Source organism: Micromonospora maris AB-18-032 (genome assembly GCF_000204155.1).
In the GTDB taxonomy this organism is placed as follows: domain Bacteria; phylum Actinomycetota; class Actinomycetes; order Mycobacteriales; family Micromonosporaceae; genus Micromonospora; species Micromonospora gifhornensis.
Map to the genome: position 1 here is coordinate 2,768,866 of NC_015434.1, position 22,186 is coordinate 2,791,051.

Annotated in this window: 22 protein-coding genes and 2 pseudogenes; 14 read left to right on the forward strand and 10 right to left on the reverse strand. The window is 69.0% G+C overall.

Going from position 1 to position 22,186, the window contains the following annotated elements:
- Nucleotides 1-105 precede the first annotated feature (105 nt).
- From metE to VAB18032_RS12480, 5 genes and pseudogenes are all read left to right on the forward strand, one after another.
- Entirely contained in the window at nucleotides 106-2,343 is a 2,238-nt protein-coding gene (gene metE / locus VAB18032_RS12465; protein ID WP_013733192.1) for a 5-methyltetrahydropteroyltriglutamate--homocysteine S-methyltransferase, read from the forward strand.
- 367 nt (nucleotides 2,344-2,710) lie between these two features.
- Nucleotides 2,711-2,818 (forward strand): annotated as a pseudogene (locus VAB18032_RS33650) (WYL domain-containing protein); the annotation flags it as partial.
- Between the two features lie 75 nt (nucleotides 2,819-2,893).
- Nucleotides 2,894-3,280: a WCX domain-containing protein gene (locus VAB18032_RS12470; protein WP_463014102.1), complete on the forward strand. Its 387-nt coding sequence runs from the start codon at nucleotides 2,894-2,896 to the stop codon at nucleotides 3,278-3,280.
- 160 nt (nucleotides 3,281-3,440) lie between these two features.
- Nucleotides 3,441-4,754, forward strand: coding sequence for a hemolysin family protein (locus VAB18032_RS12475; RefSeq protein ID WP_013733194.1), 1,314 nt, complete (start codon nucleotides 3,441-3,443; stop codon nucleotides 4,752-4,754).
- Between the two features lie 133 nt (nucleotides 4,755-4,887).
- The gene (locus VAB18032_RS12480) at nucleotides 4,888-5,991 is read left to right on the forward strand and encodes a glycoside hydrolase family 53 protein (protein WP_013733195.1); all 1,104 of its coding nucleotides are present in this window, start codon (nucleotides 4,888-4,890) and stop codon (nucleotides 5,989-5,991) included.
- A 289-nt stretch (nucleotides 5,992-6,280) separates the two neighbouring features.
- Here VAB18032_RS12480 and VAB18032_RS12485 read toward each other — a convergent pair whose 3' ends face one another.
- A complete protein-coding gene (locus VAB18032_RS12485; RefSeq protein WP_043720544.1) occupies nucleotides 6,281-7,036 on the reverse strand; it encodes a DUF6928 family protein in 756 nt (251 codons plus the stop codon).
- Nucleotides 7,037-7,204: 168 nt separating this feature from the next.
- On the reverse strand, nucleotides 7,205-8,200 hold the full coding sequence (locus VAB18032_RS12490; protein ID WP_013733197.1) for an NAD-dependent epimerase/dehydratase family protein: 996 nt from the start codon (nucleotides 8,198-8,200) through the stop codon (nucleotides 7,205-7,207).
- Nucleotides 8,201-8,318: 118 nt separating this feature from the next.
- Here VAB18032_RS12490 and VAB18032_RS12495 point away from each other — a divergent pair, with 118 nt between their 5' ends.
- The 3 genes from VAB18032_RS12495 to VAB18032_RS12505 all read left to right on the forward strand — a co-directional run bounded on the left by VAB18032_RS12495 (nucleotide 8,319) and on the right by VAB18032_RS12505 (nucleotide 10,160).
- Nucleotides 8,319-8,885 (forward strand): TetR/AcrR family transcriptional regulator, encoded by a 567-nt coding sequence (locus VAB18032_RS12495; RefSeq protein ID WP_043720546.1) that lies wholly within the window; start codon nucleotides 8,319-8,321, stop codon nucleotides 8,883-8,885.
- Between the two features lie 171 nt (nucleotides 8,886-9,056).
- Nucleotides 9,057-9,605, forward strand: coding sequence for a hypothetical protein (locus VAB18032_RS12500; protein ID WP_013733199.1), 549 nt, complete (start codon nucleotides 9,057-9,059; stop codon nucleotides 9,603-9,605).
- Nucleotides 9,606-9,659: 54 nt separating this feature from the next.
- Complete coding sequence (locus tag VAB18032_RS12505; RefSeq protein WP_244881191.1) at nucleotides 9,660-10,160, forward strand: barstar family protein; 501 nt, start codon at nucleotides 9,660-9,662, stop codon at nucleotides 10,158-10,160.
- Nucleotides 10,161-10,196: 36 nt separating this feature from the next.
- Here the strand turns inward: VAB18032_RS12505 and VAB18032_RS12510 are convergent, their stop codons facing one another.
- The 3 genes from VAB18032_RS12510 to VAB18032_RS12520 all read right to left on the reverse strand — a co-directional run bounded on the left by VAB18032_RS12510 (nucleotide 10,197) and on the right by VAB18032_RS12520 (nucleotide 12,170).
- Nucleotides 10,197-10,559 (reverse strand): GntR family transcriptional regulator, encoded by a 363-nt coding sequence (locus VAB18032_RS12510; RefSeq protein WP_013733201.1) that lies wholly within the window; start codon nucleotides 10,557-10,559, stop codon nucleotides 10,197-10,199.
- The gene (locus VAB18032_RS12515) at nucleotides 10,556-11,332 is read right to left on the reverse strand and encodes a hypothetical protein (RefSeq protein WP_013733202.1); all 777 of its coding nucleotides are present in this window, start codon (nucleotides 11,330-11,332) and stop codon (nucleotides 10,556-10,558) included. Before VAB18032_RS12515 ends, VAB18032_RS12510 begins: the two co-directional genes overlap by 4 nt.
- An 82-nt stretch (nucleotides 11,333-11,414) precedes the next feature.
- Nucleotides 11,415-12,170 (reverse strand): phosphotransferase family protein, encoded by a 756-nt coding sequence (locus VAB18032_RS12520; RefSeq protein WP_013733203.1) that lies wholly within the window; start codon nucleotides 12,168-12,170, stop codon nucleotides 11,415-11,417.
- Between the two features lie 295 nt (nucleotides 12,171-12,465).
- On the opposite strand from VAB18032_RS12520, the gene VAB18032_RS12525 reads away from it, so the two are divergent.
- The 5 genes and pseudogenes from VAB18032_RS12525 to VAB18032_RS33195 all read left to right on the forward strand — a co-directional run bounded on the left by VAB18032_RS12525 (nucleotide 12,466) and on the right by VAB18032_RS33195 (nucleotide 17,341).
- Entirely contained in the window at nucleotides 12,466-13,452 is a 987-nt protein-coding gene (locus tag VAB18032_RS12525; protein ID WP_043720548.1) for a serine hydrolase domain-containing protein, read from the forward strand.
- Nucleotides 13,453-13,951: 499 nt separating this feature from the next.
- Nucleotides 13,952-14,893 carry a DUF5996 family protein gene (locus tag VAB18032_RS12530; RefSeq protein ID WP_013733205.1) on the forward strand — a complete coding sequence of 314 codons (942 nt, stop codon included), beginning with the start codon at nucleotides 13,952-13,954 and terminating at the stop codon, nucleotides 14,891-14,893.
- Between the two features lie 125 nt (nucleotides 14,894-15,018).
- Nucleotides 15,019-15,843 carry a hypothetical protein gene (locus VAB18032_RS12535; protein WP_013733206.1) on the forward strand — a complete coding sequence of 275 codons (825 nt, stop codon included), beginning with the start codon at nucleotides 15,019-15,021 and terminating at the stop codon, nucleotides 15,841-15,843.
- 66 nt (nucleotides 15,844-15,909) lie between these two features.
- Nucleotides 15,910-16,437, forward strand: a pseudogene (locus tag VAB18032_RS33190) (serine hydrolase domain-containing protein); the annotation flags it as partial.
- 124 nt (nucleotides 16,438-16,561) lie between these two features.
- Complete coding sequence (locus VAB18032_RS33195; RefSeq protein WP_269764254.1) at nucleotides 16,562-17,341, forward strand: serine hydrolase domain-containing protein; 780 nt, start codon at nucleotides 16,562-16,564, stop codon at nucleotides 17,339-17,341.
- Here the strand turns inward: VAB18032_RS33195 and VAB18032_RS30050 are convergent.
- Complete coding sequence (locus VAB18032_RS30050; protein ID WP_050814595.1) at nucleotides 17,338-18,066, reverse strand: hypothetical protein; 729 nt, start codon at nucleotides 18,064-18,066, stop codon at nucleotides 17,338-17,340. The genes VAB18032_RS33195 and VAB18032_RS30050 overlap by 4 nt on opposite strands.
- A 144-nt stretch (nucleotides 18,067-18,210) precedes the next feature.
- On the opposite strand from VAB18032_RS30050, the gene VAB18032_RS12550 reads away from it, so the two are divergent.
- Nucleotides 18,211-18,630 carry an ankyrin repeat domain-containing protein gene (locus tag VAB18032_RS12550; RefSeq protein ID WP_013733208.1) on the forward strand — a complete coding sequence of 140 codons (420 nt, stop codon included), beginning with the start codon at nucleotides 18,211-18,213 and terminating at the stop codon, nucleotides 18,628-18,630.
- A 43-nt stretch (nucleotides 18,631-18,673) separates the two neighbouring features.
- On the opposite strand, the gene VAB18032_RS12555 is transcribed toward VAB18032_RS12550, so the two are convergent.
- The 4 genes from VAB18032_RS12555 to VAB18032_RS12570 all read right to left on the reverse strand — a co-directional run bounded on the left by VAB18032_RS12555 (nucleotide 18,674) and on the right by VAB18032_RS12570 (nucleotide 22,130).
- Nucleotides 18,674-18,883 carry a hypothetical protein gene (locus tag VAB18032_RS12555; RefSeq protein ID WP_013733209.1) on the reverse strand — a complete coding sequence of 70 codons (210 nt, stop codon included), beginning with the start codon at nucleotides 18,881-18,883 and terminating at the stop codon, nucleotides 18,674-18,676.
- 42 nt (nucleotides 18,884-18,925) lie between these two features.
- Nucleotides 18,926-20,368 (reverse strand): SDR family oxidoreductase, encoded by a 1,443-nt coding sequence (locus VAB18032_RS12560; protein ID WP_043720553.1) that lies wholly within the window; start codon nucleotides 20,366-20,368, stop codon nucleotides 18,926-18,928.
- Between the two features lie 364 nt (nucleotides 20,369-20,732).
- Entirely contained in the window at nucleotides 20,733-21,320 is a 588-nt protein-coding gene (locus VAB18032_RS12565; protein ID WP_232510790.1) for a GIY-YIG nuclease family protein, read from the reverse strand.
- 261 nt (nucleotides 21,321-21,581) lie between these two features.
- Nucleotides 21,582-22,130, reverse strand: a complete 549-nt coding sequence (locus tag VAB18032_RS12570) for a VanZ family protein (protein ID WP_013733212.1) — start codon at nucleotides 22,128-22,130, stop codon at nucleotides 21,582-21,584.
- Between the last annotated feature and the right edge of the window lie 56 nt (nucleotides 22,131-22,186).

Here is a 22,186-nt window from a genome sequence, read left to right on the forward strand (position 1 = left end):
CCGCCGGCGGCCTCTCGGGAGGGCCAGGGCGGAAGCGGGCACCGTGAGATGTGCCTGCCTTCCCTCCCCGGGGCCGCTGGGCACTTCGAGGGAAGGACCCCACAGGTGACTACCGCATTCGGCCAGAGCACTGTGCTCGGCTACCCACGTATCGGCGTCGATCGTGAGCTGAAGAAGGCCGTCGAGGCGTACTGGGCCGGCACCATCGACGTCGACGCTCTGGAAAGCACCGCCGCCGGGCTGCGCGCGCAGGTGTGGCGGACGCTGCACGACGCCCGCCTCGACGCGATCCCGTCGAACACGTTCTCCTACTACGACCAGGTCCTCGACACGGCCGTCGCCGTCGGCGCGATCCCCACCCGCTTCGCCCGGCTGGGCCTGCCCGCGCTGGACACCTACTTCGCCATGGCCCGCGGCGTCGACACCGAGCCGGCACTGGAACTGACGAAGTGGTTCGACACCAACTACCACTACCTGGTGCCGGAGATAGCCCCCGACACCGTCTTCACCGCGAACCCGGCGAAGGCGCTGGGCGAGCACGCCGAGGCCCGCGACCTGGGCATCACCACCCGACCGGTGTTCATCGGGCCGGCCACGTTCCTGCTGCTGGCCAAGGGCGACGATCCGTTCGCCCGGCTCGACGACCTGGTCGACACGTACGCCGCGATCCTCACGGCACTCGCCGAGGCGGGGGTGGCCTGGATCCAGCTGGACGAGCCCGCCTACGTCGCCGACCGCACCCCGGCCGAGATCGACGCCCTACGCCGCGCCTACATCCGGCTCGGTGAACTCACGCACCGGCCGAGGATCTTCGTCGCCACCTACTTCGGTGACCTCGGCGCCGCACTGCCGGCGCTACTGGACACCCCGGTCGAAGCAATCGGCCTGGACCTGGTCGCCGGCCCGGGCAACCTCGACCGACTCGCCGCTGCCGGCCCACTGGCCGGCAGGACCATCGTCGCCGGCCTGGTCGACGGACGAAACATCTGGCGTACCGACCTGCGCGCCGCGATCGCGGCCGGAGCGACGGTCGCCGGGCTGGCCGACCACGTCGCCGTCGCCACCTCCTGCTCCCTGCTACACGTCCCGGTCGACCTGTCCGCCGAGACCCGCCTCGACCCCCGGCTGGCCGCGCGGCTCGCGTTCGCCCGGCAGAAGGTCGACGAGGTCGTCCTGCTCGGCCGTGCGCTGCGTGACGGCACCACGGTGCTACCGGCACCGCTGCCGCCGACACCGGCGGCCTGGCACCACGACAGTGTCCGCGGACGCCTCGCCGCACTGCGACCGGCCGACCGGCAGCGCGGGGACTATCCCGTTCGGGCCGCCCGCCAGCAGGATCGGCTCCGCCTGCCACAGCTGCCGACCACCACGATCGGCTCGTTTCCGCAGACCACCGAGCTGCGCAAGGCCCGCGCCGCGCACCGCGCCGGCAGACTCGACGACGCCGGCTACGCGTCGCGGATGCGCGCCGAGGTGGAGCATGTGATCCGACTGCAGGAGCGGTGGGGCTTGGACGTGCTCGTGCACGGCGAACCGGAACGCAACGACATGGTGCAGTACTTCGGCGAGCAGCTCGACGGTTTCGCCGCCACCGAACACGGCTGGGTGCAGTCGTACGGCTCCCGCTGTGTCCGGCCGCCGATCATCTACGGCGACGTGGCGCGCAGGGCACCGATGACGGTGGAGTGGTCCACCTACGCGCAGTCGCTGACCAGCAAGCCGGTCAAGGGGATGCTCACCGGCCCGGTCACCATCCTGGCCTGGTCCTTCGTCCGCACCGACCAGCCTGTCGCGGACACTGCCGACCAGGTCGCGCTCGCCCTGCGCGACGAGTGCCGTGACCTGGAGTCGGCAGGCATCCGGGTCATCCAGGTCGACGAACCGGCGTTGCGCGAAACGCTGCCGCTGCGCAAGGCCGACCAGAAGGCGTACCTGGACTGGGCCGTCGGCGCGTTCCGACTGGCCACCAGCGGCGTCGCCGACGACACCCAGATCCACACCCACCTGTGCTACTCGGAGTTCGGTGAGGTGATCACCGCCATCGACGCCCTCGACGCCGACGTCACCAGCATCGAGGCGTCCCGATCCAAGATGGAGATCCTCGACGACCTCGCCGCGATCGGCTACCGCCGGGGCGTCGGCCCGGGGGTGTGGGACATCCACTCGCCCCGGGTGCCGCCGCGTGAGGAGATGGTCGAGGCGCTACACCGGGCTGTCGCGGCCGTGCCGGCCCGACGGTTGTGGGTCAACCCGGACTGCGGCCTGAAGACCCGCAGCTATCCCGAGGTCGAAGCGTCGCTGCGGCACCTGGTCGCGGCTGCCGCCGAGGTACGCGGACACTGAGATTGCCACCCGGGCGGGCCTCCTGGAAGGTCCGCCCGGTCTGATCCGAATGAGCTGGACGGTCATCGTGAGGCGTCAGCCGTGGCCGCTCGGCGTTTCCGACTGAGGCGTCAGGAGTTGGCGAGGCGCCCAGCAATGGCGGCCACGGATCGCCGTCGTGCGCGCCTGCTGCGGGCGGCTGGTAGCCGGGCCCAGCCAGGGCTTCCTTGTGTCGAACTGACTACCGGGCTGCGGCAACCGGGGCACTTGGACGCCCCGGTTGCCGCACACGTGGCGGCAACTAAGACGCCGGCCGTGAAAGCGGCGCTGCGCAAGCTCGTCCGCGCCCCGACCGCCTCGCTTCCTCGACACGCTCCAGGATGCGGTTATCCGCAGTGTCCAGGTCCGGCTCGGCTACGTCGACCGCGAGGGCACCGAAACCGAGCGAACCGTCCACCCGCTGGGCATCGTCGCCAAAGGCCCATCGTGGTACCTTGTCGCCAACACCGAGGCCGGTCGAAGAACCTTCCGAATCGACCGTGTCTCGTCCGCCGACCCCACGTGCGACCCGGTGCACCGACCCGAGGACTTCGACCTTGCCAAGAGTTGGCGCGCGATCGCCGACGAGGTCGAGCGCAAACGAACGCCCCTCGAAGTCCGGGCGCTGTGCGCGCCCGAGGGAATAGGCGTGCTCCGGATGGGGTTCGGCGGTCGGCTCGAAGTGGGACCTTCCAGGACCGACGGTCGTATCGAGGTCGTGATCCGCGGCAACGACGAACACATACTCGCTGGCGAGCTTGCCGGGCTGGTCGAATGGATCGAGGTCACCGGCCCTCCGGGCGTGCGAGACCACCTAGCCTCGATCGGCAACGCGCTCGTCGAGCGATACGGCTCAAACCGGCAGGGACGTCGTACGGCGGCTGTGAGCGAGGATGCCGCTCGTCACCGACGCCCGTAAGGAGCATCACCCGGCGATGAGGCGTCGTGGTGCAGCTGAGGACAAACGGGCACAGACTGCCCGCCCACCCCTCACCATAGGGGAGTCGGCACCGTGTATCGACCTGCCCCTACGGTCGAGGCTGCGGACGGTGCCCGGTCGAGGAGGCGTCGAACAGGCCGTGGGCGGCTATGGCGTGCAGATCGCGTTGGTGCTGGTGTTGGTGCTGGTGAACGCGGTGTTCGCGGGCAGCGAGATGGCGTTGGTGTCGCTGCGGGAGAGTCAGCTGCAGCGCCTGGAGCGCACCTCCCGGGCGGGACGGGTGCTGGCGAGGCTGGCACGCGACCCCAACCGTTTCCTCGCCACCATTCAGATCGGCATCACCCTGGCCGGGTTCCTGGCCTCGGCGGCCGCCGCGGTGTCACTGGCGGCGCCGTTGGTGGGGCCGCTGGGGTTCCTGGGGTCGGCGGCGGAGCCGGTTGCGATCGTGCTGGTCACCATCGTGCTGACGTTCGTCACCTTGGTGCTGGGTGAGTTGGCGCCGAAGCGGATCGCGATGCAGCGGGCGCAAGGGTGGGCTCTGTTGGTCGCCCGCCCGCTGGACGCGTTGTCGGCGTTCTCCCGTCCGGTGGTGTGGCTGTTGGGTAAGGCCAGCGATGCGGTGGTGCGGTTGACGGGCGGAGACCCACGGGCCCGCCGTCAGGAGGTCACCACCGAGGAACTGCGGGACATCGTAGCGGGGCAGCGTAACCTCACCCCCGAACACCGCATGATCATCTCGGGGGCGTTCGAGGTGGCCGAGCGGATCCTGCGGGAGATCCTCGTCCCGCGCCGCGAGGTGGTCACCCTGTCCGAGTCGCTGACCGCGCCGCAGGCGCTGCGCGAGTTGGGCCGATCGGGGCAGACCCGCGCGCCGGTCGTGGGCCGCGCCGGCCTCGACGACACCGTCGGCGTGGTGCACATGCGTGACCTGCTCGACCAGGAGGGCCCGGTCGCCGAACACGTCAGTGTGCCGCTGTATCTACCGGAGACGTTGAAGGTCACCGAGGCGATTCGGGAGATGCGGTCGCAGCGGCAGCAGTTCGCCCTCGTGGTGAACGAGCGTGGCGCCATCGACGGCATCGTGACGATGGAGGACCTGGTCGAGGAGATCGTCGGGGAAATCTACGACGAGACCGACCGGGACGTGCAGGCACTGGTGCGGGAGGCGGACGGGTCACTGCTGCTGTCGGGCGGCTTCCCGCTGCACGACCTGCCGGACGTGGGCGTCGACCTGGACGAGGACACGCTCGAGCCCGGCGACTACACCACAGTGGCGGGCCTTGTCCTGGCACACCTCGGTCACATCCCCAAGACGCCCGGCGAAGTGGTCGAGTTGCCGGGTCTGACCGCCGAGGTGGCCGAGGTGACAGGCCGGGCCATCACCCGCGTACGCCTGCGGACCACAGCGCGGCCCGACGGCCCCGACACGGACGAACCCGAGGTGGAATCCTGACCGGGGCCGGTCCCCGACGAGCGCCTACGCGCGGCCGACCGTGACGCGTATGATTGATTGTCTTCGATCTAACGGGCTTGTCGCCACGCTGGACCCATCTCTGGGCATCGCATCCTCCACGTGAAGGAGCGCCATGAAACCGTCCCTCCGGGCCGTCCTGGCGGTGGTCGTCCTCGCGGCCCCGCTGGCCCTGACCGCCCCCGCGCAGGCCGCCAACACCCTCACCATGCGCGGCGCCGACGTCTCCTCGCTGCAACGCAGCCTGGACCTCGGCGCCCGCTACTACAACGCCTCCGGCGCGCAGGCCGACCCCTACGACATCCTCTCCGCCAAGGGCGTCAACTACCTGCGGCTGCGCATCTGGAACAACCCGATCAGCGGCTACAACAACAAGGCCAAGGTGCTCCAGCAGGCCAGGACGATCAAAGCGAAGGGCTTCAAGCTCCTGATCGACTTCCACTACTCGGACACCTGGGCCGACCCGGGCAAGCAGTATCCGCCCGCAGCCTGGGCCAACCACTCGCTGAGCCAGCTGCAGAATGACGTCTACACCTACACCCACGACGTGTGCACCGCCCTGAAAGCACAGGGCACCACCCCGGACGCCGTGCAGATCGGCAACGAGATCAACGTGGGCATGCTGTGGCCGGCCGGGCAGGTCGTCAACAACAACTTCGCGCCCCTGGCGAGCCTGCTCAAGCAGGGCTACCACGCCACCAAGGCCTGCAACAGCGGCACCCAGGTGTGGATCCACACAGCGAACGCGGACAGCACCGCCAACGCCCGCTGGTTCTACGACGGCATCAGAGCACAGGGCGTGACCTGGGACGTCACCGCCCTGTCCTACTACTGCATGTGGCACGGCTCGCTGGCGAACCTGTACAACGTGATCGCCGACGTGAAGTCCCGCTACGGCAAACCGGTCGTGCTCGCCGAGACCGCGTACCAGTTCACCACCGCCAACGCCGACCACCAGGGCAACGCGATCCCCGGCACCGTGCTGTGTGACAACATCCCCGCCACCTGGGCCGGGCAGGCACAACAGTTCAGCTGGGTGCAGAACACCGTACGCAACGCCGGCGGCGTCGGCGTCTTCTACTGGGAACCGACCTGGTACGCGATTCGAGGCAACGGCTGGGACCCGGCGGACATCAACGGCACCGGCAACGGCTGGGACAACATGGCCATCTTCAACTGGACCGGCCACGTGAACCCACACGTGGTCTGGACCCCGTAACCCGCCACCCCGTGGCCTGGCGGCTCACCCCGACAGGCCATTGGTGGAGTCGGTCGACCATGATCGAAACCGAGAGCTCTCCCGCCCGGCGGCGACGGAAGCCCGTCACGGACAGGCGACCAGGCCTGTCCCTGCGGGCGCTCATCGATGAGTCCCGAGTGCAATAGAGTTCCGCAGACCGGGCCGAGATCATCTCCTGATCGCCGCGCTGCAGACCGCCCGGTTCCGGCAGGTCGCCGAGCACGGCGGGAGTCAATCGCCGACGGGCGGCCGGGAGGGGCAGTGGGCCCTACCACTTGTCCCAGTCGACCTCCCGCATCGTCCCGTCCGGGCCCATTCGGAACATCCGCAGCGGCCCTATGTCACGCCTCACCTGCTCGTAGGCCGCCTCGCGTGCTGTCTGTTCCTCCCCCGAGGGATCAGCCACGCGGAACTCGTGTGTGTGAACGGTCTCCGCGAGAATGTCGTCCGGCTCAGGGCGCCCTTCAAGGACGAAGCCGAACAAGACGCGCAGGGCCTCCTCGCCCAGATCCAAGGGATGGAAAGGCAGCGGGTACGGGTATTCGGACCATCCCGGAACCGGTTCGACCGGATGCTCGCCGTCCCAGTACGGGCGCTCGAAGTCGAACGGCTCACCGATGTTCTCCTCGATGCCGCCATCCGGTGACAGGCTCAAGGAACGGACCAGCTTCCCGTTCTCCCACAACGCGAAGCAGCACCAGTCGACGACCGAGTGCATGCCGTGCATGATGATCCGCCTGCCCGCACCGGCCTGGAGTAGATGCGCAGGCAGTTCGGAAGGGCGGTCCAGGACCAGCCTGCGGTCGGACAGGATCTCGGCTCCCGGCAGCACCGTGGCACACGTGATGTCATCAGGCGGGTAAGTCGTATCGAGAGTGCTTCCTCCAACCAATGTCACGTCATATCCGGGAAAGACCCTCCGCACGAGGGCTTCAGCCTCCGCCGGGGCGGACGGAGTCGCACCCAGTAGCGTCGGCCGCAAATCACCGTCAGCGAAAGCCAACAGCGCCGTCTTCGCGCCCATGCCATCTCCCCCGTTTTCCGCAAGGTGCACGCACCGTACCCGGCAATGATCATGCCTGGGGCGCCCCGCCGCTTCATCGCTGGCGGCTCCGCAGCGACGGCTCTCGGTCGTCCTGCTGCCTATGGCGGTCCGCTGCCCCGAGTTCCGTGGGCATCGCGCGATTCCCCGCTACCGTTCAAGGGCTGCCATCCGGCGCAGGCCTTCGTCGACGGTGATCGTCGGCTGGTATTGCAGGTGGGTCCGGGCGCGGGTGATGTCGTAGACGCGGTCGCGGCCCATGAAGGTGACGATCCATTGGGTGAGCGGTGGCGGCGTGGCGCTGCGGCGGGCCTTGGCGACGGTCTCCATGATCGTGGCGATGGCCGAGGCGATCGCCCGGGGGTAGCTGCTGCTTCTGCTCACGTCGAGGCCCCGGGTGGCGAGCAGCGGGGTGAAGAAGCTGTGGGCCGGCCGGGGGTTGTCGTCGGTGACATAGCAGACGAGGCCGTGGTCTCCCCGCGTCATGGCCAAGGCGACGGCGTGGGCAAGGTTGTCGAAGTGGCAGAAGTCGACCGTGTGTTGCCCGCGGTCGATCCAGGCGAACCGGCCGGCCTCGACAGAGTCGACGAATCCTTGCAGGTTGCCTGCCGTGCCGTGGCCCCAGAGGAAGGGCGGTCGGAGGATCACCAGCGTGGTCTCTGCGTGCGGGAGCGCGAGAAGTTCCTGCTCGGTACGCAGCTTGACTCGACTGTAAGCGATGTTCGCCCGGCCGGTGTCGGAGGTTTCGTTCACGATGTTCAGGTGTCTGGTGCCGGTGGAGACGCTGGCGGCCGAGAGCAGGACGAAGCGTTTCACCCCTGCGGCTACCGCGGCCTGGTACAGGGCGCGGGTGGGCAGCAGGTTGCGCTCGACGAACAGTTCGTCGGGCCCCCAGAACTCCATGTAGGCCGCTGCGTGGACCACCGCGTCGACGTCGTCGAGGGTGGTCAGCCAGGCCGGCGCGTCGGCGCCGGTGCGGAGGGCATCGGTCAGGTCACCGCGTACGGGTCGCGCACCGGCGGCCGTGACCGCTTTCGCTGCCGAGGCCGACCTCGCGAGCGCGTGCACGGTGTTCCCGTCGGCCACGAGCCTGCGGATGATCACACCGCCGGCGGAGCCGGAGCCGCCTGTGAGAAATACGTCCATGAGATCCCTCCACCACCGAGACGCGTTCTGTTGACGCTGTCATCTGAATAGAGTGCGGGTGTCTCAGCTGACAATGTCAACCGGTGGGTTGACATTGTCAACTAGATAGCATGGTGCGGTGATCAGTCGCGTGGAGTCCGCTGCCGCCACCCGTCGTTCCCTGCTCGACGCGGCCGCCGGCTTGCTGGACGAGGGTGGACCGGAGGCGGTGACGCTGCGGGCAGTGGGTGCGCGGGCCGGCGTGAGTCGCGGGGCGCCCTACCGCCACTTCGCCGACAAAGGCGACCTGCTGACCGCGGTCGCGGCCGAGGCCTGGGATCGGTTGGCGGATCGGGCCGTGCAATGGGCCGCCGATCCGCTGACCCCGGCGGAGGAAAAGCTACGGAACATGCTCACCGGGCTCCTTGCCGTCGGCCGCGAGCAGCCACATCTGTACCGGCTGATGCACCAGGCGCCCGCCGCCGACGAGGTGCTGCGCGCCGCGTCGCGAAGCCAGGGCCCGTTCGTGGCCGTCCTGAGCGATCTGGTCGGCGAGGACCAGGCCCATCGCTACGGGGCGCTGCTGCTCACCAGCGTGCACGGGATCATCGGGATGGAGGCCAGCGGCCAACTCACCGCCGACAAGTGGCACACCGACGCCGACGACATCCTGACCCTCCTGACCGGCATGATCGGCCATCGCTGAGCAAGGACACTGACGCCGCCCCACGACACGGCCCACCGTGGGGCCGCAGGCCAGGACCTCGCGGACCGAGGTTCGTGAGCCGGTCTGCGCAGCAGGAAAGCGTGTCGGAGGCTGGTGTCTGCACCTCGTACCATCAGATCTCTCGGTGCCGGAACACGACGGGGGTCGGGTATGCGGGCGGGGAAGGTCACCTGGCTGGCAGCTGTCGTCGCGCTCGCCGTGCTCGCGTCCGGCTGCGCGGCCCCGGGCACCCGGGACGGCGACGTGCCGGCGACACCCACGGATACGTCGTCGCCGGCGCTGTCGTCGTCGCCTCCCGTGCTGGCCGAGCCGACCGGTCGCCAGCCCGACGCACCTGCGAACCATGCCGACAACAACGGCTGGAAGCGGCGGCATGAACTGTCCGCTGCGGATGAGCGCGCCGGGCGCGAACTCGCCGCGCGGATCCGGCCTCCGCTCGAGGCGCTACGCGCCGCCGGGGACTTCGCGCCGGCGTCCACCCAGGGGGCGCTGCTCGATCTGGGCATTCAGGCAGACGCGATCACGGTCGCCGCCATGCGACCGCCGATCGGGCAGGAGACCCCACCACCGGGTGCGGTGTACGCGGTTCGGTTCGGGAACGTGGGCTGTGTGATCGGGGACGTGCGGCCCGACCGAGTCATGGTCGAGGTCACCGGTGCGGCTGCCGAGTTCGGCTGCCTGGAGCCGTTCTCGCACTGACGCCACCCGGCCTCGGGGCCAGTGCCCGGCGGACAAGGCGGCCGGTGGGCGAGGATGCCGATCGTGATGGACGGGATGACTGACGAAACGTGGCGGCCTGCTCCTGATCCACTCGTGGTCTGCTCGCGTGGGTCTCTCGTGGAGTTGGCTGCGGTGCTGCCGTCGTCCGGCAGATTCGTCGTCGCCCGCCTTGACGGCACGAGGATGACGGACGCCGACCAGGTCCTGTACGACTTCTCGGACGCCTTGTGCTTTCCCCGCTACTTCGGCTGGAACTGGGACGCCCTGTCCGACTGCCTCGAAGATCTGCACTGGCTGCCCGCGGACGGCTACCTGCTGATCGTGGACAATGCACCCCGACTGTTGGCGGACAGTACCCAGGATCGGCACACACTCTTTCGTATCCTCGCCCGGGCAGGTCACCACTGGGCCAGTCCGCTCGGCCGGCCGGAGGGCAAGGTCGTCCCGTTCACGACCCTGCTGCTGTGTGACCGCGACGAAGAGACGGTACGCCTGCGGCAGGATATCGCCCGGGCACTGCACAACGGCCGGTGAGATCCCACACCGCTCGCAAGCGTCGTGGTCCACTCATCAGCGTTGCCGCACGCCCAGAGCCGCCTCGACGATCCGGACAGCCTCGGTGGGATCGATGCCGACACTGGTGACGACCGCCGCGTAGTCGCGGGCGGCGCTGCGGGCCCGATCGAGAGCCTGCACGCCGGCGGCCGAGACGAACGAGCCGGCCCGCCCGCGGGTCTCGATCAACCCGGCCTCCTCCAGCTCCCGATACGCCCGACCGACGGTGTTCACGGCCAGACCGAGATCGGCCGCGAGCCGGCGGATCGTCGGCAGTCTCGTACCGACGGCCAGCGAACGGTCCTGGATCTGCCGGGCGAGTTGCGCCCGCAGCTGCTCGTACGGCGGCGTGGGCGAGGCCGCGTCGATGACGATCATCGGGCGGCCAGGGCGCGCCGCGCCGCGGTCCCGGCGCCCGGGCTCCGGGTCTGGATCAGGCCGAACGCGATGACGCCCGCCACCACCAGCAGCAGCGAGACAGCGTTCCACCAGCCGAGCGACTCCCCGTACAGGAAGATGGCCGGCAGCGACCACGTCAGACTGGGTGTGACGAGGGCACGGGCGTCCTCGACCCGCATGATGACATCGGCGGTGAGCGACGCCTCATCCTCCGCCACTACCGGGCTGGCCAGCACCTGGCGCAGCTGCATGACCGTTCCGACGCCGGTGCCGGCGAGACCGATCAGCACGACGAGCGCCCCGTAGCGCAAGCTGGAGTCCGAAACCGGCAGCACGCTCACCGCGAGCAGCGCAGCGCTGGTGAAGGTGGCGACGGTGAAGACGGCGTACGGCCGACTGAGCACCGCCGGCCAGCCGAGCTCGACCGGGTGGGCGACCCGCCGGGACAGGTGCCCGCCGGCTCGCTGGTCGACGCGCCGCACCCACCAGCCGAGTAGCCACTGCGCGGTCAGCACCCCGACCACCAGCGCCGTCAACGCCAGCAGGGGCAGCCAGAAGGACGAGGCGTAGGTCAGTCGCAACGCGTGCGTGAGTGCCGCGCCGATCAGAAGCCCGGCCAGCAGGAGACTGTCGGCGAGCCTGGCACGTCGGCGGACCGCCAGCCGTGCCGCGAGCAGCGGAGTCGGCTCGACGTCGGTCAGGCCGTGCTGGGCCAGCCACTGCCTGACCTCCGTGTGATCTGTCTGTCGCATGTCGCCACCCCCGAACGTCGCAAGTCTTGTATCAGTAGGTTGAGTCATAGCATGCGACAATGTCAACCCTGGGTCCACAGGGTCAGATTCCAGACATCTGTGCTCTCAGTACGTCGAACTCGCAGCCTGGCAAGGAGGGGTCGAAGCCGTGTTCGATCAGCCAGCGGGATGCCAGCAAGCTGCGTAGCGACCACCAGGCGCGGATCACGTCCCGGTCGACGTCGGTGCCGTAACCGGCGAGGAGATCGCCGAGACGTTCCTCGTGCCCGAGGGTCAGGATGGCCAGGTCGAACAGCGCATCGCCAGGTGCCGCCTCGGACCAGTCGATCACCCCGGTGACCTCGTCACCGTTGGTGAAGATATGGGTGATCTGCAGATCGCCGTGCATGAACACCGGCGTCCACGGCCGCATCGCGGCCTGGGCTATCTCGCGGTTGCGGTCGACCAGATCGGCCGGCAGGACGCCGTTGTCGACGAGCCAGGCGCATTCGCGCTCGAGTTCCGCGTCCAGCCCGACGAGCTTCTTGCCGACCCACGGCGGGGGCGGCGCGTCGTGCAGCGTCCGGATCGCGGCACCCGCCGCGGCCCAGGCCGCCGGTGACGCGGGCGACGGCTCGCCGAGACGGCCGAGTGCCTGGCCAGGGACGGCGGCGATCGCGAGGACGGGCGGCTTGCGCCACAGGACCTCGGGAGTCGGGACAGGTGCCAGCCGCATCGCCTCGACCTCGACATCGATGCGCGCCTGATCGCTGTCGACCTTCAGGAACACGTCACCGACGCGCAGGGTCACGCGCTCGTTATGGGCGACGACGACCGCGACCTCTTCCACGCCGGCCATTGTCGACGGCTGGCTATCGACGCCGCCACGGGTTGATTGCCTGCGAATCGCAATGCGTTACGGCGCCACAAGCAAGCGACCTGGCCGACTCGCCCACATCGGCACGACCATCCGCTGAACGTCGCCGTCGAGGCTCTGCACCAGGATGTGGCCGTCTCTCACGGCGGAACCACGGCAGCGGCGGGCAGCGGCAGCGGGCCGGGCGGAGCCTCCCGACCGGGTCGCACCAGAAGCGGAAATGCCGGTATAACGACCATGCTGTTCCGCTTACCGACATCGCCTCCTCGGAGTGCCCATGACGACGCAGATGCATGACCGTCTCGATCACATACGTCGAGCTGGCCAGGTCGGTGGTCTGCATGCCGTCGCGGCGGTTCGCGGTGGTCACACCGTGCTGGAGTACTACGGGGCCGGCGAGGATTTCGCCTGGGGTGACTCGCTGGGCGTCGTCGAGTTCGGGCCCGAAACACTGCACGACATTCGGTCGGTCACCAAGAGTGTGACCGTGCTGTTGTACGGCATGGCGCTCGGCGAAGGGCTGGTCCCGCCGCCGGCGGAGCCGCTCCTGCAACGGTTCCCCCAGTACCCCGACCTGGCGGCCGACCCCCAGCGTGCCCGGCTCACCGTCGAGCACGCGCTGACAATGTCGTTGGGCGTGGAGTGGCGCGAAGATCTCCCGTACAACAGCCCGGCCAACGCCGAGATCGCGATGGAGCTGGCTCCGGACCGATACCGGTACATCCTTCAGCGGCCGATCCTCGAACCGCCCGGCACCCGTTGGACCTACTGCGGCGGTGCCACGGCCCTGCTCGGCCGACTGATCGCCGACGGCACCGGGCAGTCGCTGCCGCAGTACGCGCAGGCCGTGCTGTTCGCGCCGCTGGGCATCGACAGCTTCGAGTGGATGACCGGCGCGGACGCAGTGGCCTCCGCCGCGTCCGGGCTGCGACTCGCGCCCCGCGACCTGGCCAGGCTCGGCGAGCTCGTGCTGGCCGAGGGAACCTGGGACGGTCAGCGGGTCGTCCCCGCCGACTGGATCCGCACGATGCTTCAACCACGCCTGCAGACCACCTGGGGCGCACAGTACGGCTACCAGTGGTACATCGAATCCATCGGTGGCCATCGGCTGCTGACAGGGATGGGCAACGGCGGCCAGCGCCTGTTCGTCCTGCCCGACCTGGACCTCACCGCAGCCATCACCGCCGGCAACTACGACGACCCCCACCAGTGGCAGACCCCGCTCACGGTGCTGGAACAGGTCATCCTTCCCGCGATGGACTGACGGCACCCCGCCCGCCGGTCAGCCCATCGGCAGGGCGCACAACGCTGCGAGTCGGCGGTCAGCTGCGGCGACGGACAGCCTCGTTTCCGAGATCACCACCCCACTGCGCATCCCGCTTGGTGTCGCGACCAGTGACGCCACCTCACGCGTCGGCAGTGACATGGCGCCACTGTCGGGCGGCTACCGCGGCTGGTGGCATGGAGGGACAAAGCAGCGTGTCAGGACACCAGTGTCAACGCGCTGAACGTGACCACCGCCTACCTGGTGGCCGGCACGATGCCGAAGGACACGTTCTGCGGGCCTACGAACCCGTACGGTGGGTTTCCGACCTACGGGAATCAACGCACGCCCGGTAACGTCAACCCGGAGCACCGCTGATCACCCGGAAGGGGCGACACGGCCGATCAGCGACCGGGGTGCTCTGTCCGGTGCCGGTCCGCGGGGCACGATCACGACAACCGCCACCCTCGCATGTACCGCGCCAAGGATGTGAGTAGCGATGACAAGCCCGACAACGACGAGCTGGCCGAGCCTGCGGGTATCGGACTGGACCGCCACCCGCGACACCCTGCACATGTGGACTCAGATCGTGGGCAAGATCCGCATGGCGCACGCTCCGATGCTCAACCACTGGTGGCAGGTGACCCTCTACGTCAGCCCGCGCGGATTGACGACGTCGACCATCCCGTACGGCACAGGTGCCTTCGAGATCGAGTTCGATGTTCTCGGTCACCAGCTCGATGTGCGTACCAGCAGCGGCGACGCGCGAAGCCTCCCGCTTGCGCCGATGCCGGTCGCCGAGTTCTACGCCCGGATCATGGACATGCTCAAGCAACTCGGGATCGAGGCGCCGATCCGACCGCGCCCCAACGAGGTCGACCCGGCGATCCCCTTCGCCGAGGACTACGAGCACGCCTCCTACGACGGCGAGGCAGTCACCCTGTTCTGGCGACAACTGCTTCAGGCCAACCGGGTGATCGGCGAGTTCCGGTCCTACTTCGTGGGCAAGGTGAGCCCGGTGCACTTCTTCTGGGGCGGGATGGACCTCGCCTGCACCCGTTTCTCCGGCCGGTCGGCCCCGCCACACCCCGGTGGTATGCCCAACTGCGCGGACTGGGTCATGGCCGAGGGCTACTCCCGCGAGCTGTCCAGCTGCGGATTCTGGCCCGGCGGCGGCGAGGAAGGCGCCTTCTACTCCTACGCCTATCCCGAACCCGACGGGTTCGCCGAGCAGCAGATCAGCCCCGAAGGTGCGTACTTCAGCACCGAGTTCAAGCAGTTCCTGCTGCCGTACGAGGTCGCCCGCGCCGCACCGGACCCCGACCATGCGGTCGCCGAGTTCCTCCACACCACCTACAAAGCCGCAGCAGACCAGGGGCACTGGGACCGCTCCGCGCTGGAGGACGACCCGTTGCGGTGGCACCGCACCCCTGCTCGGTAAAAACCAACACCGTCGCGACGCATGCCGCTCTCGGGCCTTCGGCGTGCGTCGCGACGGTGCTGTCGGAACAAGCAGTTGATAGCTGCCAGGTTCGGCGTCGTGGACTGACCGGAGAGGATGTACGGGTGGATTCCACGACGTTGCACTGGGCGTCACGCCGGTATCTGATGTCGCGGTACGAGGAACTTCAGAGCGACTACGGCCGGCTGCCCGACGGCGGCCGCCGAGCCGACGGGTACCACTTCACCACCGAGGCGAAGCGGATCTTCCCCCGCTACACCGTCGTGGACGCCATGCTCATGGAGGTTGAGCGACTCGATCCGGATCGGCTTCCCGCCGTCGACGTACTGGTCAGCATGATGCTGGCGGCTGCCGACAGTGCGGACTCCCCGCTCACCGATCCGCCGTACGACGAGGTCGAAGCGCAGGCCGCGGCCGACGAGCGCCGGCTGTTCGCCGCGAAGGTGCAGCATTGGTCGGCGCAGCCCGGCGTCCGCGCCGACCCGGTCCCGTATCGGCGCGTGCTCACGCGCGAAGAGTCATCGGCCTGGCGGACGTCGCTGCAGCGGCGATGGGGGGTGCAGAACGGCTGGTGGCACCCGATGCTCAGTGGTGCAGTTCCCCCCGACGTGCTGGTGCTGACGGAGGAGTCGATGTGGGAGGGCGACGGCGTTGATCAGGTTCGCCGAGTGCTGCGAGAGCTGGGCCGGCCTCGGGTGGTCGAGTTACGCGAGTATAAGGCCGACTACCTGCTCGACGTCGAGATCGTCGCCCCGCGGTACACGGGGCCGGAGTGTTACTGGACCGACGAGCAGCACGATTGGATTGCCTACGCCTCCCACGAGGGAACGGTGGCATTCGGCGGCGTCCTCGCCGCCGCGCTCGTGGCGACCTGGCCTGAGGTCGACCGGTGGCGGTGGCCCGGATGGCAGGCACCCGGAGACAGGTGAGCCACGACTTCCGCCTGAAGCGCGAGACGAACTCATCCCAGCTCCACCACCGGTAGGTTTGCCCGCATGTCATCGATCCCGGCGCCGTTGCTGCCTGAGACTCGACGCGCGCTGGTCCACCGGTTGGCCACCGGTCAGGTAGCGGGCCGGGCACCATCGGTGGTCGCTGCCGTGGTGCGGGACGGCCGTCCTGTCTGGAAGGGCGGATGGGGCACAGTGGACGGTCAGGTGCCCGACGGTGATGTCCAGTACCGCATCGGCTCGATCACCAAGACGTTCCTGGCGGTGCTGGTGCTTCGCCTGCGCGACGAGGGGCGACTCGCGCTCACCGACCCGCTGGGTGAGCATCTGCCCGGCACGGTCGCGGGTGAGGCCACGATCGGTGCCCTGCTGGCGCACACCGCCGGGCTGATCGCCGAGGCACCCGGGCCGTGGTGGGAACGAACCCCGGGCGCGCTGCGTCCCGACCTGGCCGACGTGCTGGGCAACGATCCGCAGCTGCATCCCGCCGGACACCGACACCACTACTCCAATCCCGGCTACGCGCTGCTCGGCGCGCTGGTGCAGCGGGTTCGTGGCCAGGCGTGGGGCGAGGTGCTGCGGCGCGAGGTGCTGGAGCCGCTCGCGATGACCCGTACCACCCTGCTGCCGATCGCACCGCACGCCACGGGGCTGGGCGGTGCACCCCTGGGCCGATGTGCTGCTGGCGGAGCCCGCCGTGGACACCGGTCTGATGGCACCTGCCGGACAGTTGTGGTCGACCACGACGGACCTGGCCCGGTTCGCCGCGTTCCTCATCGACGGCGACGACCGGGTGCTGCATCCGGACACCGTCGCGCAGATGCGCAACCCGACGAGCCCACCCGAAGCGACAGACTGGCACATCGGCTACGGCCTCGGCATGCAGTTGCTGCGCCGCGACGGCCGCCTGCTGGCCGGGCACACCGGCTCGATGCCGGGCTTCGTCGCGACCGTGTGGGTCAGCCCCGATGACGCCCTGGGCGCGGTCGTGATGGCCAACGTGACCGCCGGCCTGTCCGCCGGCGCTCTCGCCGCTGACCTGCTGCAGACCGTCGCCGAACGAGAGCCGCGAATCCCGGCCCCGTGGCGGCCGCTGCCCTCGATCGATCCACAGCTGCTGGACCTCGCCGGCCCGTGGTACCGGGGACCAGCCCCGTACGTACTACGCCCACAAGGAGACGGCTTCATGGAGTTGGCCGCGATGTCCGGCGGAAACGGCACCCGACTACGCCCCACCGGCGACGGCGACTGGGAAGGGCTCAACGGCTACTTCGCCGGCGAAAGGCTGCGGGTGCACCGCGATGCGGACGGCACCGTCAGCCACCTCGACCTCGGCACCTTCGTCTTCACCCGACAACCCTACGACCCGACGACGCCGGTACCCGGCGGCGTCGACCCGGCCGGCTGGCAGGCCGGCTCGACCCTCGACCAGGGCGGCGTCGGTGATGACGGTGGTCGGCCCGGTGTCGACGGCTAACGGTATTGGCGCTCCTGGGCGGCGCGGACCTTCTGACGTATGTCGTCAGGGATTTCGACCACATGAACGGTGATCGCGAGATCCAGTAGCGCCTGTGCGGCCCAGGTACGCGACGTTGGCTGGAACGGCCTCGCTGCGGCCGGGTCGCTCATGCAGAGTACGAGGCGGGGACGTGGGTACATCGTGCTGGCGATCCACGTGAGCTTCAGCGCGTCGGCCAGTACCTTGTGACGCTGCGCCGACTTCGGCGGACCCTGATGGGCCCAGCACTCCACGAGAACAGTCCGGCCGCTGTCGCAGCCGTCGATCTCGACCCGAGCCCCCGACGGCACTGCGATTTTCGCCGGTTCCAGTGTCAGGGCGAGGTCGCGGCCGAGCAGATCAAGCATGACTCGCTCCGCGTGGCGCTGCTCCGCAGAGTGCCCGGCAGGCAAGTGATCGTCGAGGGTCCGAACAACGGCAGCAGGTGCAAGCGGCCCGCTGTGCGGTGTTCTCGGAGCCTCGGCCAGCACCCCGCCCGTCCGCTCAACGAGTTCGTTGACGATCTTCCCGTCGGGGCCTTCCCACCGCCGGACGGCTCCGGCCAGTTGCAACGCGCGGCAGATCTGGTTGACCTGCTGCCGCGGCCGGACACCCGTACGCTGTGACAGTTGGTCATCGTCCAGCGGCCTCGAACTGAGCCGAAGTGCTTCGAGGACACGGTCGCGATTGCTGGCAGCCGTCACACATGGAGTCTGACCGACGGTCAATGGCCTCGCCTCCTCCGTTCGGCGGTGCACAAGGCGTGCGCCCGACATGCGGCACGAGCGGTGCCCGTGCGCCGTGCGCGGGAATGCTCCTGACGAGGCGAACCACCTACTCTGACGCTGGTGAACGTCCGAGAGCGCAAGAAGCTCACCGCCCGCCTGATGACGTCGCTGCTGCGTGGCGATCTTCCGGCCGTGCGTGCGCTGTTGCGCGCGGGAGCAGACCCGAATGCGGCAGATCGTGACAGCACAACGCCGCTCTACCTGGCCGCCGTGCAGAACGAGCGTGCGGCGGTGCGGATTCTCCTGGCTGCCGGCGCGGACCCGAACATCGAGAGCGGGCGTGGTGACGAGGGGACACCCTTGACCGCAGCCGCAGCGTGGGGGCACGACGACGTCGTCCGCGAACTCCTCGCGCAGGGCGCGGATCCGAACCTCCGCGAAGACCACGGCAGCGGACTGTCGCCCCTCGAATGGGCCGTCCGAAACGGCAACTCCGAGACGCAAGCGCTACTCGGAGCCGCAGGCGCGACACCCCCATAGAAGCCAGGTGAGCAGCAGAAACGCTGCGCGTGAGTCGCAAGGGTCAGCGGTGTTCCTGACTGATCAGTGCCTGCTTGAGCGCGTCGATCAACCGCGTACGCGTGTTCCGCCATGGAAGAATCGGTCCGACCCGCTTCCTGTCCAGGGCGACCACCATGTTGGGCCACCTGCCGTGCAGATCGTCCAGCATCCCCCGGATGCCCGCGTCGACCGGCGCGCTGGTGACAAGGCCCGTGTCGTACACCGTGATCATCTACGCTCCGCTCGACTGAGGTGCGTGTCCGACTCGAACGGCTCACCAGGGGCTGGGTGCGTAGTCCTTGAGGAAGCAGCCGTACAGGTCTTCGCCCTGTTCGCCCCGGACGATCGGGTCGTAGACCCGGGCCGCGCCGTCGACCAGGTCCAGCGGGGCGTGGAAGCCGGCGTCGGCGAGCCGCATCTTCGTCGGGTGGGGCCGTTCGTCGGTGATCCAACCGGTGTCGACGCTGGTCATGAGGATGCCGTCGGTCAGCATCTCCTGGGCGCTGGTGCGGGTCAGCATGTTCAGCGCCGCCTTGGCCATGTTGGTGTGCGGGTGTCCCGGCCCCTTGTAGCCGCGGGCGAACTGGCCCTCCATCGCGGACACGTTCACCACGTACTTGCGGCGGGCGGTCGCCGCGGCCATCGCCGGCCGCAGCCGGCTGACCAGCACGAACGGCGCGGTCACGTTGCACAGCTGCACTTCGAGCAGTTCGACCGGGTCCACCTCGTGGACTCGCTGCACCCAACTGTTGACGGCCCCCAGGTCCGGCACCAGACCGCCGGCGTCGATGGCGGTGGCTGCGGCGATCCGTTCCGGTGACGCGGAGCCGCTGGTCAGCGCGAGCGCGGTGAGCGCGTGCGGGGTGATCGTCGTCTGCGGACCGGCGGTCAGAACGCCGGTCGGCCCGCTGTGATCGGCCGGTTTGGCGAACGTGATCATCTCCGGCAGCGGGCCGTCCGGTAGGGCGGCTGCCTCCGCGGCGACGAGGTGTGCGTACGCCTGCGGAGTGCGGCGGACGGTCTGCGCCGCGTTGTTGATCAGAATGTCGAGTGGTCCCTGGTCGCTGACCGAGTCGGCGAGGGCGATCACCTGGGCCGGGTCGCGCAGGTCGATCCCGACGACCCGGAGGCGGTGCAGCCAGTCCGCGCTGTCGGGCATCGCGGCGAATCGGCGGACCGCGTCGTGCGGAAACCGCGTGGTCACCGTGGTGTGCGCGCCGTCGCGGAGCAGCCGCAGCGCGATGTACATGCCGATCTTTGCCCGGCCGCCGGTCAGCAACGCACGCCGGCCGGTCAGATCGGTACGCGCGTCGCGGCGCTCCCGGTTGAACGCGGCGCAGGGCGGGCAGAGCTGGTGATAGAAGGCGTCCACCTCGCGGTAGCGCTGCTTGCAGATGTAGCAGCCACGCGGATTGTGCAGTACACCGGCTGTGGTGCCGTCGGTGGGGGAGGCGAGCGGGATGCCCTGCGTCTCGTCGTCGATCCGCCCCGGAGCGCCGGTGGCAGTGGCGGCCGTCACCGCCTGGTCGGCCGCGAGGATGGCGTCCCGCCGTTCCGAGCGGCGCCGTTGCTTGATCATTTTGTAGAGCTTCGCGGTGGCGCGCTGCACACGCACCACGTCGGGATGATCGGGAGGCAGCTCCTCCAACGCCTCAAAGACGCTGAGACAGGTCTCCAACTGGCTGCGGTCGATACCCTGGTGACCGTTTTCCGTCATGTTGTCTACCGTCATGCTGCCGCTGTCTCATCCCGTTCCTGCGCCGGAACTACCCGGCCCACCCCAAGTCCGACCAGGAACTGTACGCGGCCTTGACGCATGCCGCGTCGGCTCATCAGTCCAGAGCCGCCTGCTACCTGTCACGTCCGACCCGCCGAGACACCGGAGGAGGATCTGACTCCGTATCGCCCGATGGGCGGCCGAGGAGCGCTTCCAGGCCGGGAAGATCGAGGTTGGCCTGGACCACCACCAGGGTGCTCCCGGTGCGACGCTCAGTACACGTAACACTCGTACCGGCCGACTCGTCCGTCGCCCATCAGCTCGGTGCTGTGATCAAGCGCTGACCTGACCACGCTGGAAGCAGTTACGGCGTTCGCGGAGCCTCGTCCGGGCGGCTGCTGGCGTTGTATGAGTTCTTGGCGGCGAGCACGGTCGCCTGGAGGTGATCAGGGTCGACGCCGTGGACGTTGAGCGGCGGGTGCATGCGCCGGACAAGTGCGGCCTCGATGGTCGCCGGTTCCGCGTCCTCTGCCCAGGTCAAACGCAGGTGCGTGTGCATCCATGCGGTCAGCCGCGTCTCGTCCTCGGGGACCAGGACGACTCGGTCGGTCCAGGTCGTCCGGTAGCCCTCGGTCACCAGAAGCCCGGCCAGGGTACGGCGCAGAGTCGAGCTGCCCGAGCGCCTCAGATGGTTACGTAGAATTCTCCCCCGCAGGCTGGTCGCCCGTCCGAGGTACAGCAGCCGCAACGACGGAACGTGCTCATTCGGCAGCCCGGGGAGGTCGGGAAAGACCGAGGGAGCAGCCCACCAGGCGTAAACACCGCTGCCACGGCTGAGCCGCTTGACGGCGACACCGAGTTCGACCGGTACGCCGCAGAGCAGTCGCAGGGCCCGGTCAACCCGGTCTTCGTCGGTGGGTATGTCGTCGGGTCGCCGTTCAGGAGTGGTCATCGTGACCATCGTAGGTCCCAGGCGAATCGTGGCCGGATCTGAAGGATCGGACGCCCCGGACAACGGCGCCTGCAGCCGCCCTGGCGGCAGGAAAGCCGCCCATACCTGGACACCGACTGGTGCGTCGAGGCCCCTGAACTCGTTCGGGGCAATCGCAACATCCGCTCGCGGACCGCGCGGATACTCAACGCAGTCGGTGAAGGTCCGTACGAGCAGCTGAGCACCGTCCTGGCCGCTGTCCGGATCCGCGGCCCGGAGGGCTCATTCCGACGGCGGTACGGGCAGCAGGCGGTCGGGAACCGGCAGCCGACGCGCCGCGAGGACGGCCAGGCCCGCGCCCGTCGTGTTCAACAGCACGTCGTCGATCGACGAGACACGTCCGAGTGCCAGGGCGTACTGCGACACTTCCACCGCGGTCGACATGCCGGCAGCCACGATGACCACATGTGTGAGCCGTACCTGCCACGCCATACCGAGACCGAACCCGACCGCCGCGAACACCAGCAGATTGCCGACGATCTGGAAGAACGCGGTCAGCGGAGGGTCGGCGAGGATCTCCACAAGGTCACGCAGCGGCACCAACCGAACATCACGGGGTGCGTCGAGTGGGGTGAGGACCACCACCAGCCACGGCAGCGTCCAGACCGACATGACCGTCGTGGCCCATGCCCGCCGGACCGCCGGCCCTGCCGGGACACCGCGCTTGCGGTAACAGGCCACGAGGTGACGCGTGCAGATCAGGCCGGCCACGGTGAGAGCCGCCGCAGTCGCCACGACCGGAAGCCAACGCAGGTACCCGCCTGGGATCATCGTGGGGCATCGTAGTCCGGGCCGGGAATCCGGCTGACTCTTGAGGAGATGCCGGC

Coding starts and splice junctions, on each gene's coding strand:
- VAB18032_RS12565 (WP_232510790.1), bottom strand. CDS start 21,320: ATGACCACTCCTGAACGGCGACCCGACGACATACCCACCGACGAAGAC.
- VAB18032_RS12505 (WP_244881191.1), top strand. CDS start 9,660: ATGCCGATCGTGATGGACGGGATGACTGACGAAACGTGGCGGCCTGCT.
- VAB18032_RS12490 (WP_013733197.1), bottom strand. CDS start 8,200: ATGGACGTATTTCTCACAGGCGGCTCCGGCTCCGCCGGCGGTGTGATC.
- VAB18032_RS12525 (WP_043720548.1), top strand. CDS start 12,466: ATGACGACGCAGATGCATGACCGTCTCGATCACATACGTCGAGCTGGC.
- VAB18032_RS12500 (WP_013733199.1), top strand. CDS start 9,057: ATGCGGGCGGGGAAGGTCACCTGGCTGGCAGCTGTCGTCGCGCTCGCC.
- VAB18032_RS12515 (WP_013733202.1), bottom strand. CDS start 11,332: ATGCGACAGACAGATCACACGGAGGTCAGGCAGTGGCTGGCCCAGCAC.
- VAB18032_RS12530 (WP_013733205.1), top strand. CDS start 13,952: ATGACAAGCCCGACAACGACGAGCTGGCCGAGCCTGCGGGTATCGGAC.
- VAB18032_RS12520 (WP_013733203.1), bottom strand. CDS start 12,170: ATGGCCGGCGTGGAAGAGGTCGCGGTCGTCGTCGCCCATAACGAGCGC.
- VAB18032_RS12560 (WP_043720553.1), bottom strand. CDS start 20,368: ATGACGGAAAACGGTCACCAGGGTATCGACCGCAGCCAGTTGGAGACC.
- VAB18032_RS12480 (WP_013733195.1), top strand. CDS start 4,888: ATGAAACCGTCCCTCCGGGCCGTCCTGGCGGTGGTCGTCCTCGCGGCC.
- VAB18032_RS12570 (WP_013733212.1), bottom strand. CDS start 22,130: ATGATCCCAGGCGGGTACCTGCGTTGGCTTCCGGTCGTGGCGACTGCG.
- VAB18032_RS12510 (WP_013733201.1), bottom strand. CDS start 10,559: ATGATCGTCATCGACGCGGCCTCGCCCACGCCGCCGTACGAGCAGCTG.
- VAB18032_RS12555 (WP_013733209.1), bottom strand. CDS start 18,883: ATGATCACGGTGTACGACACGGGCCTTGTCACCAGCGCGCCGGTCGAC.
- VAB18032_RS12485 (WP_043720544.1), bottom strand. CDS start 7,036: ATGGGCGCGAAGACGGCGCTGTTGGCTTTCGCTGACGGTGATTTGCGG.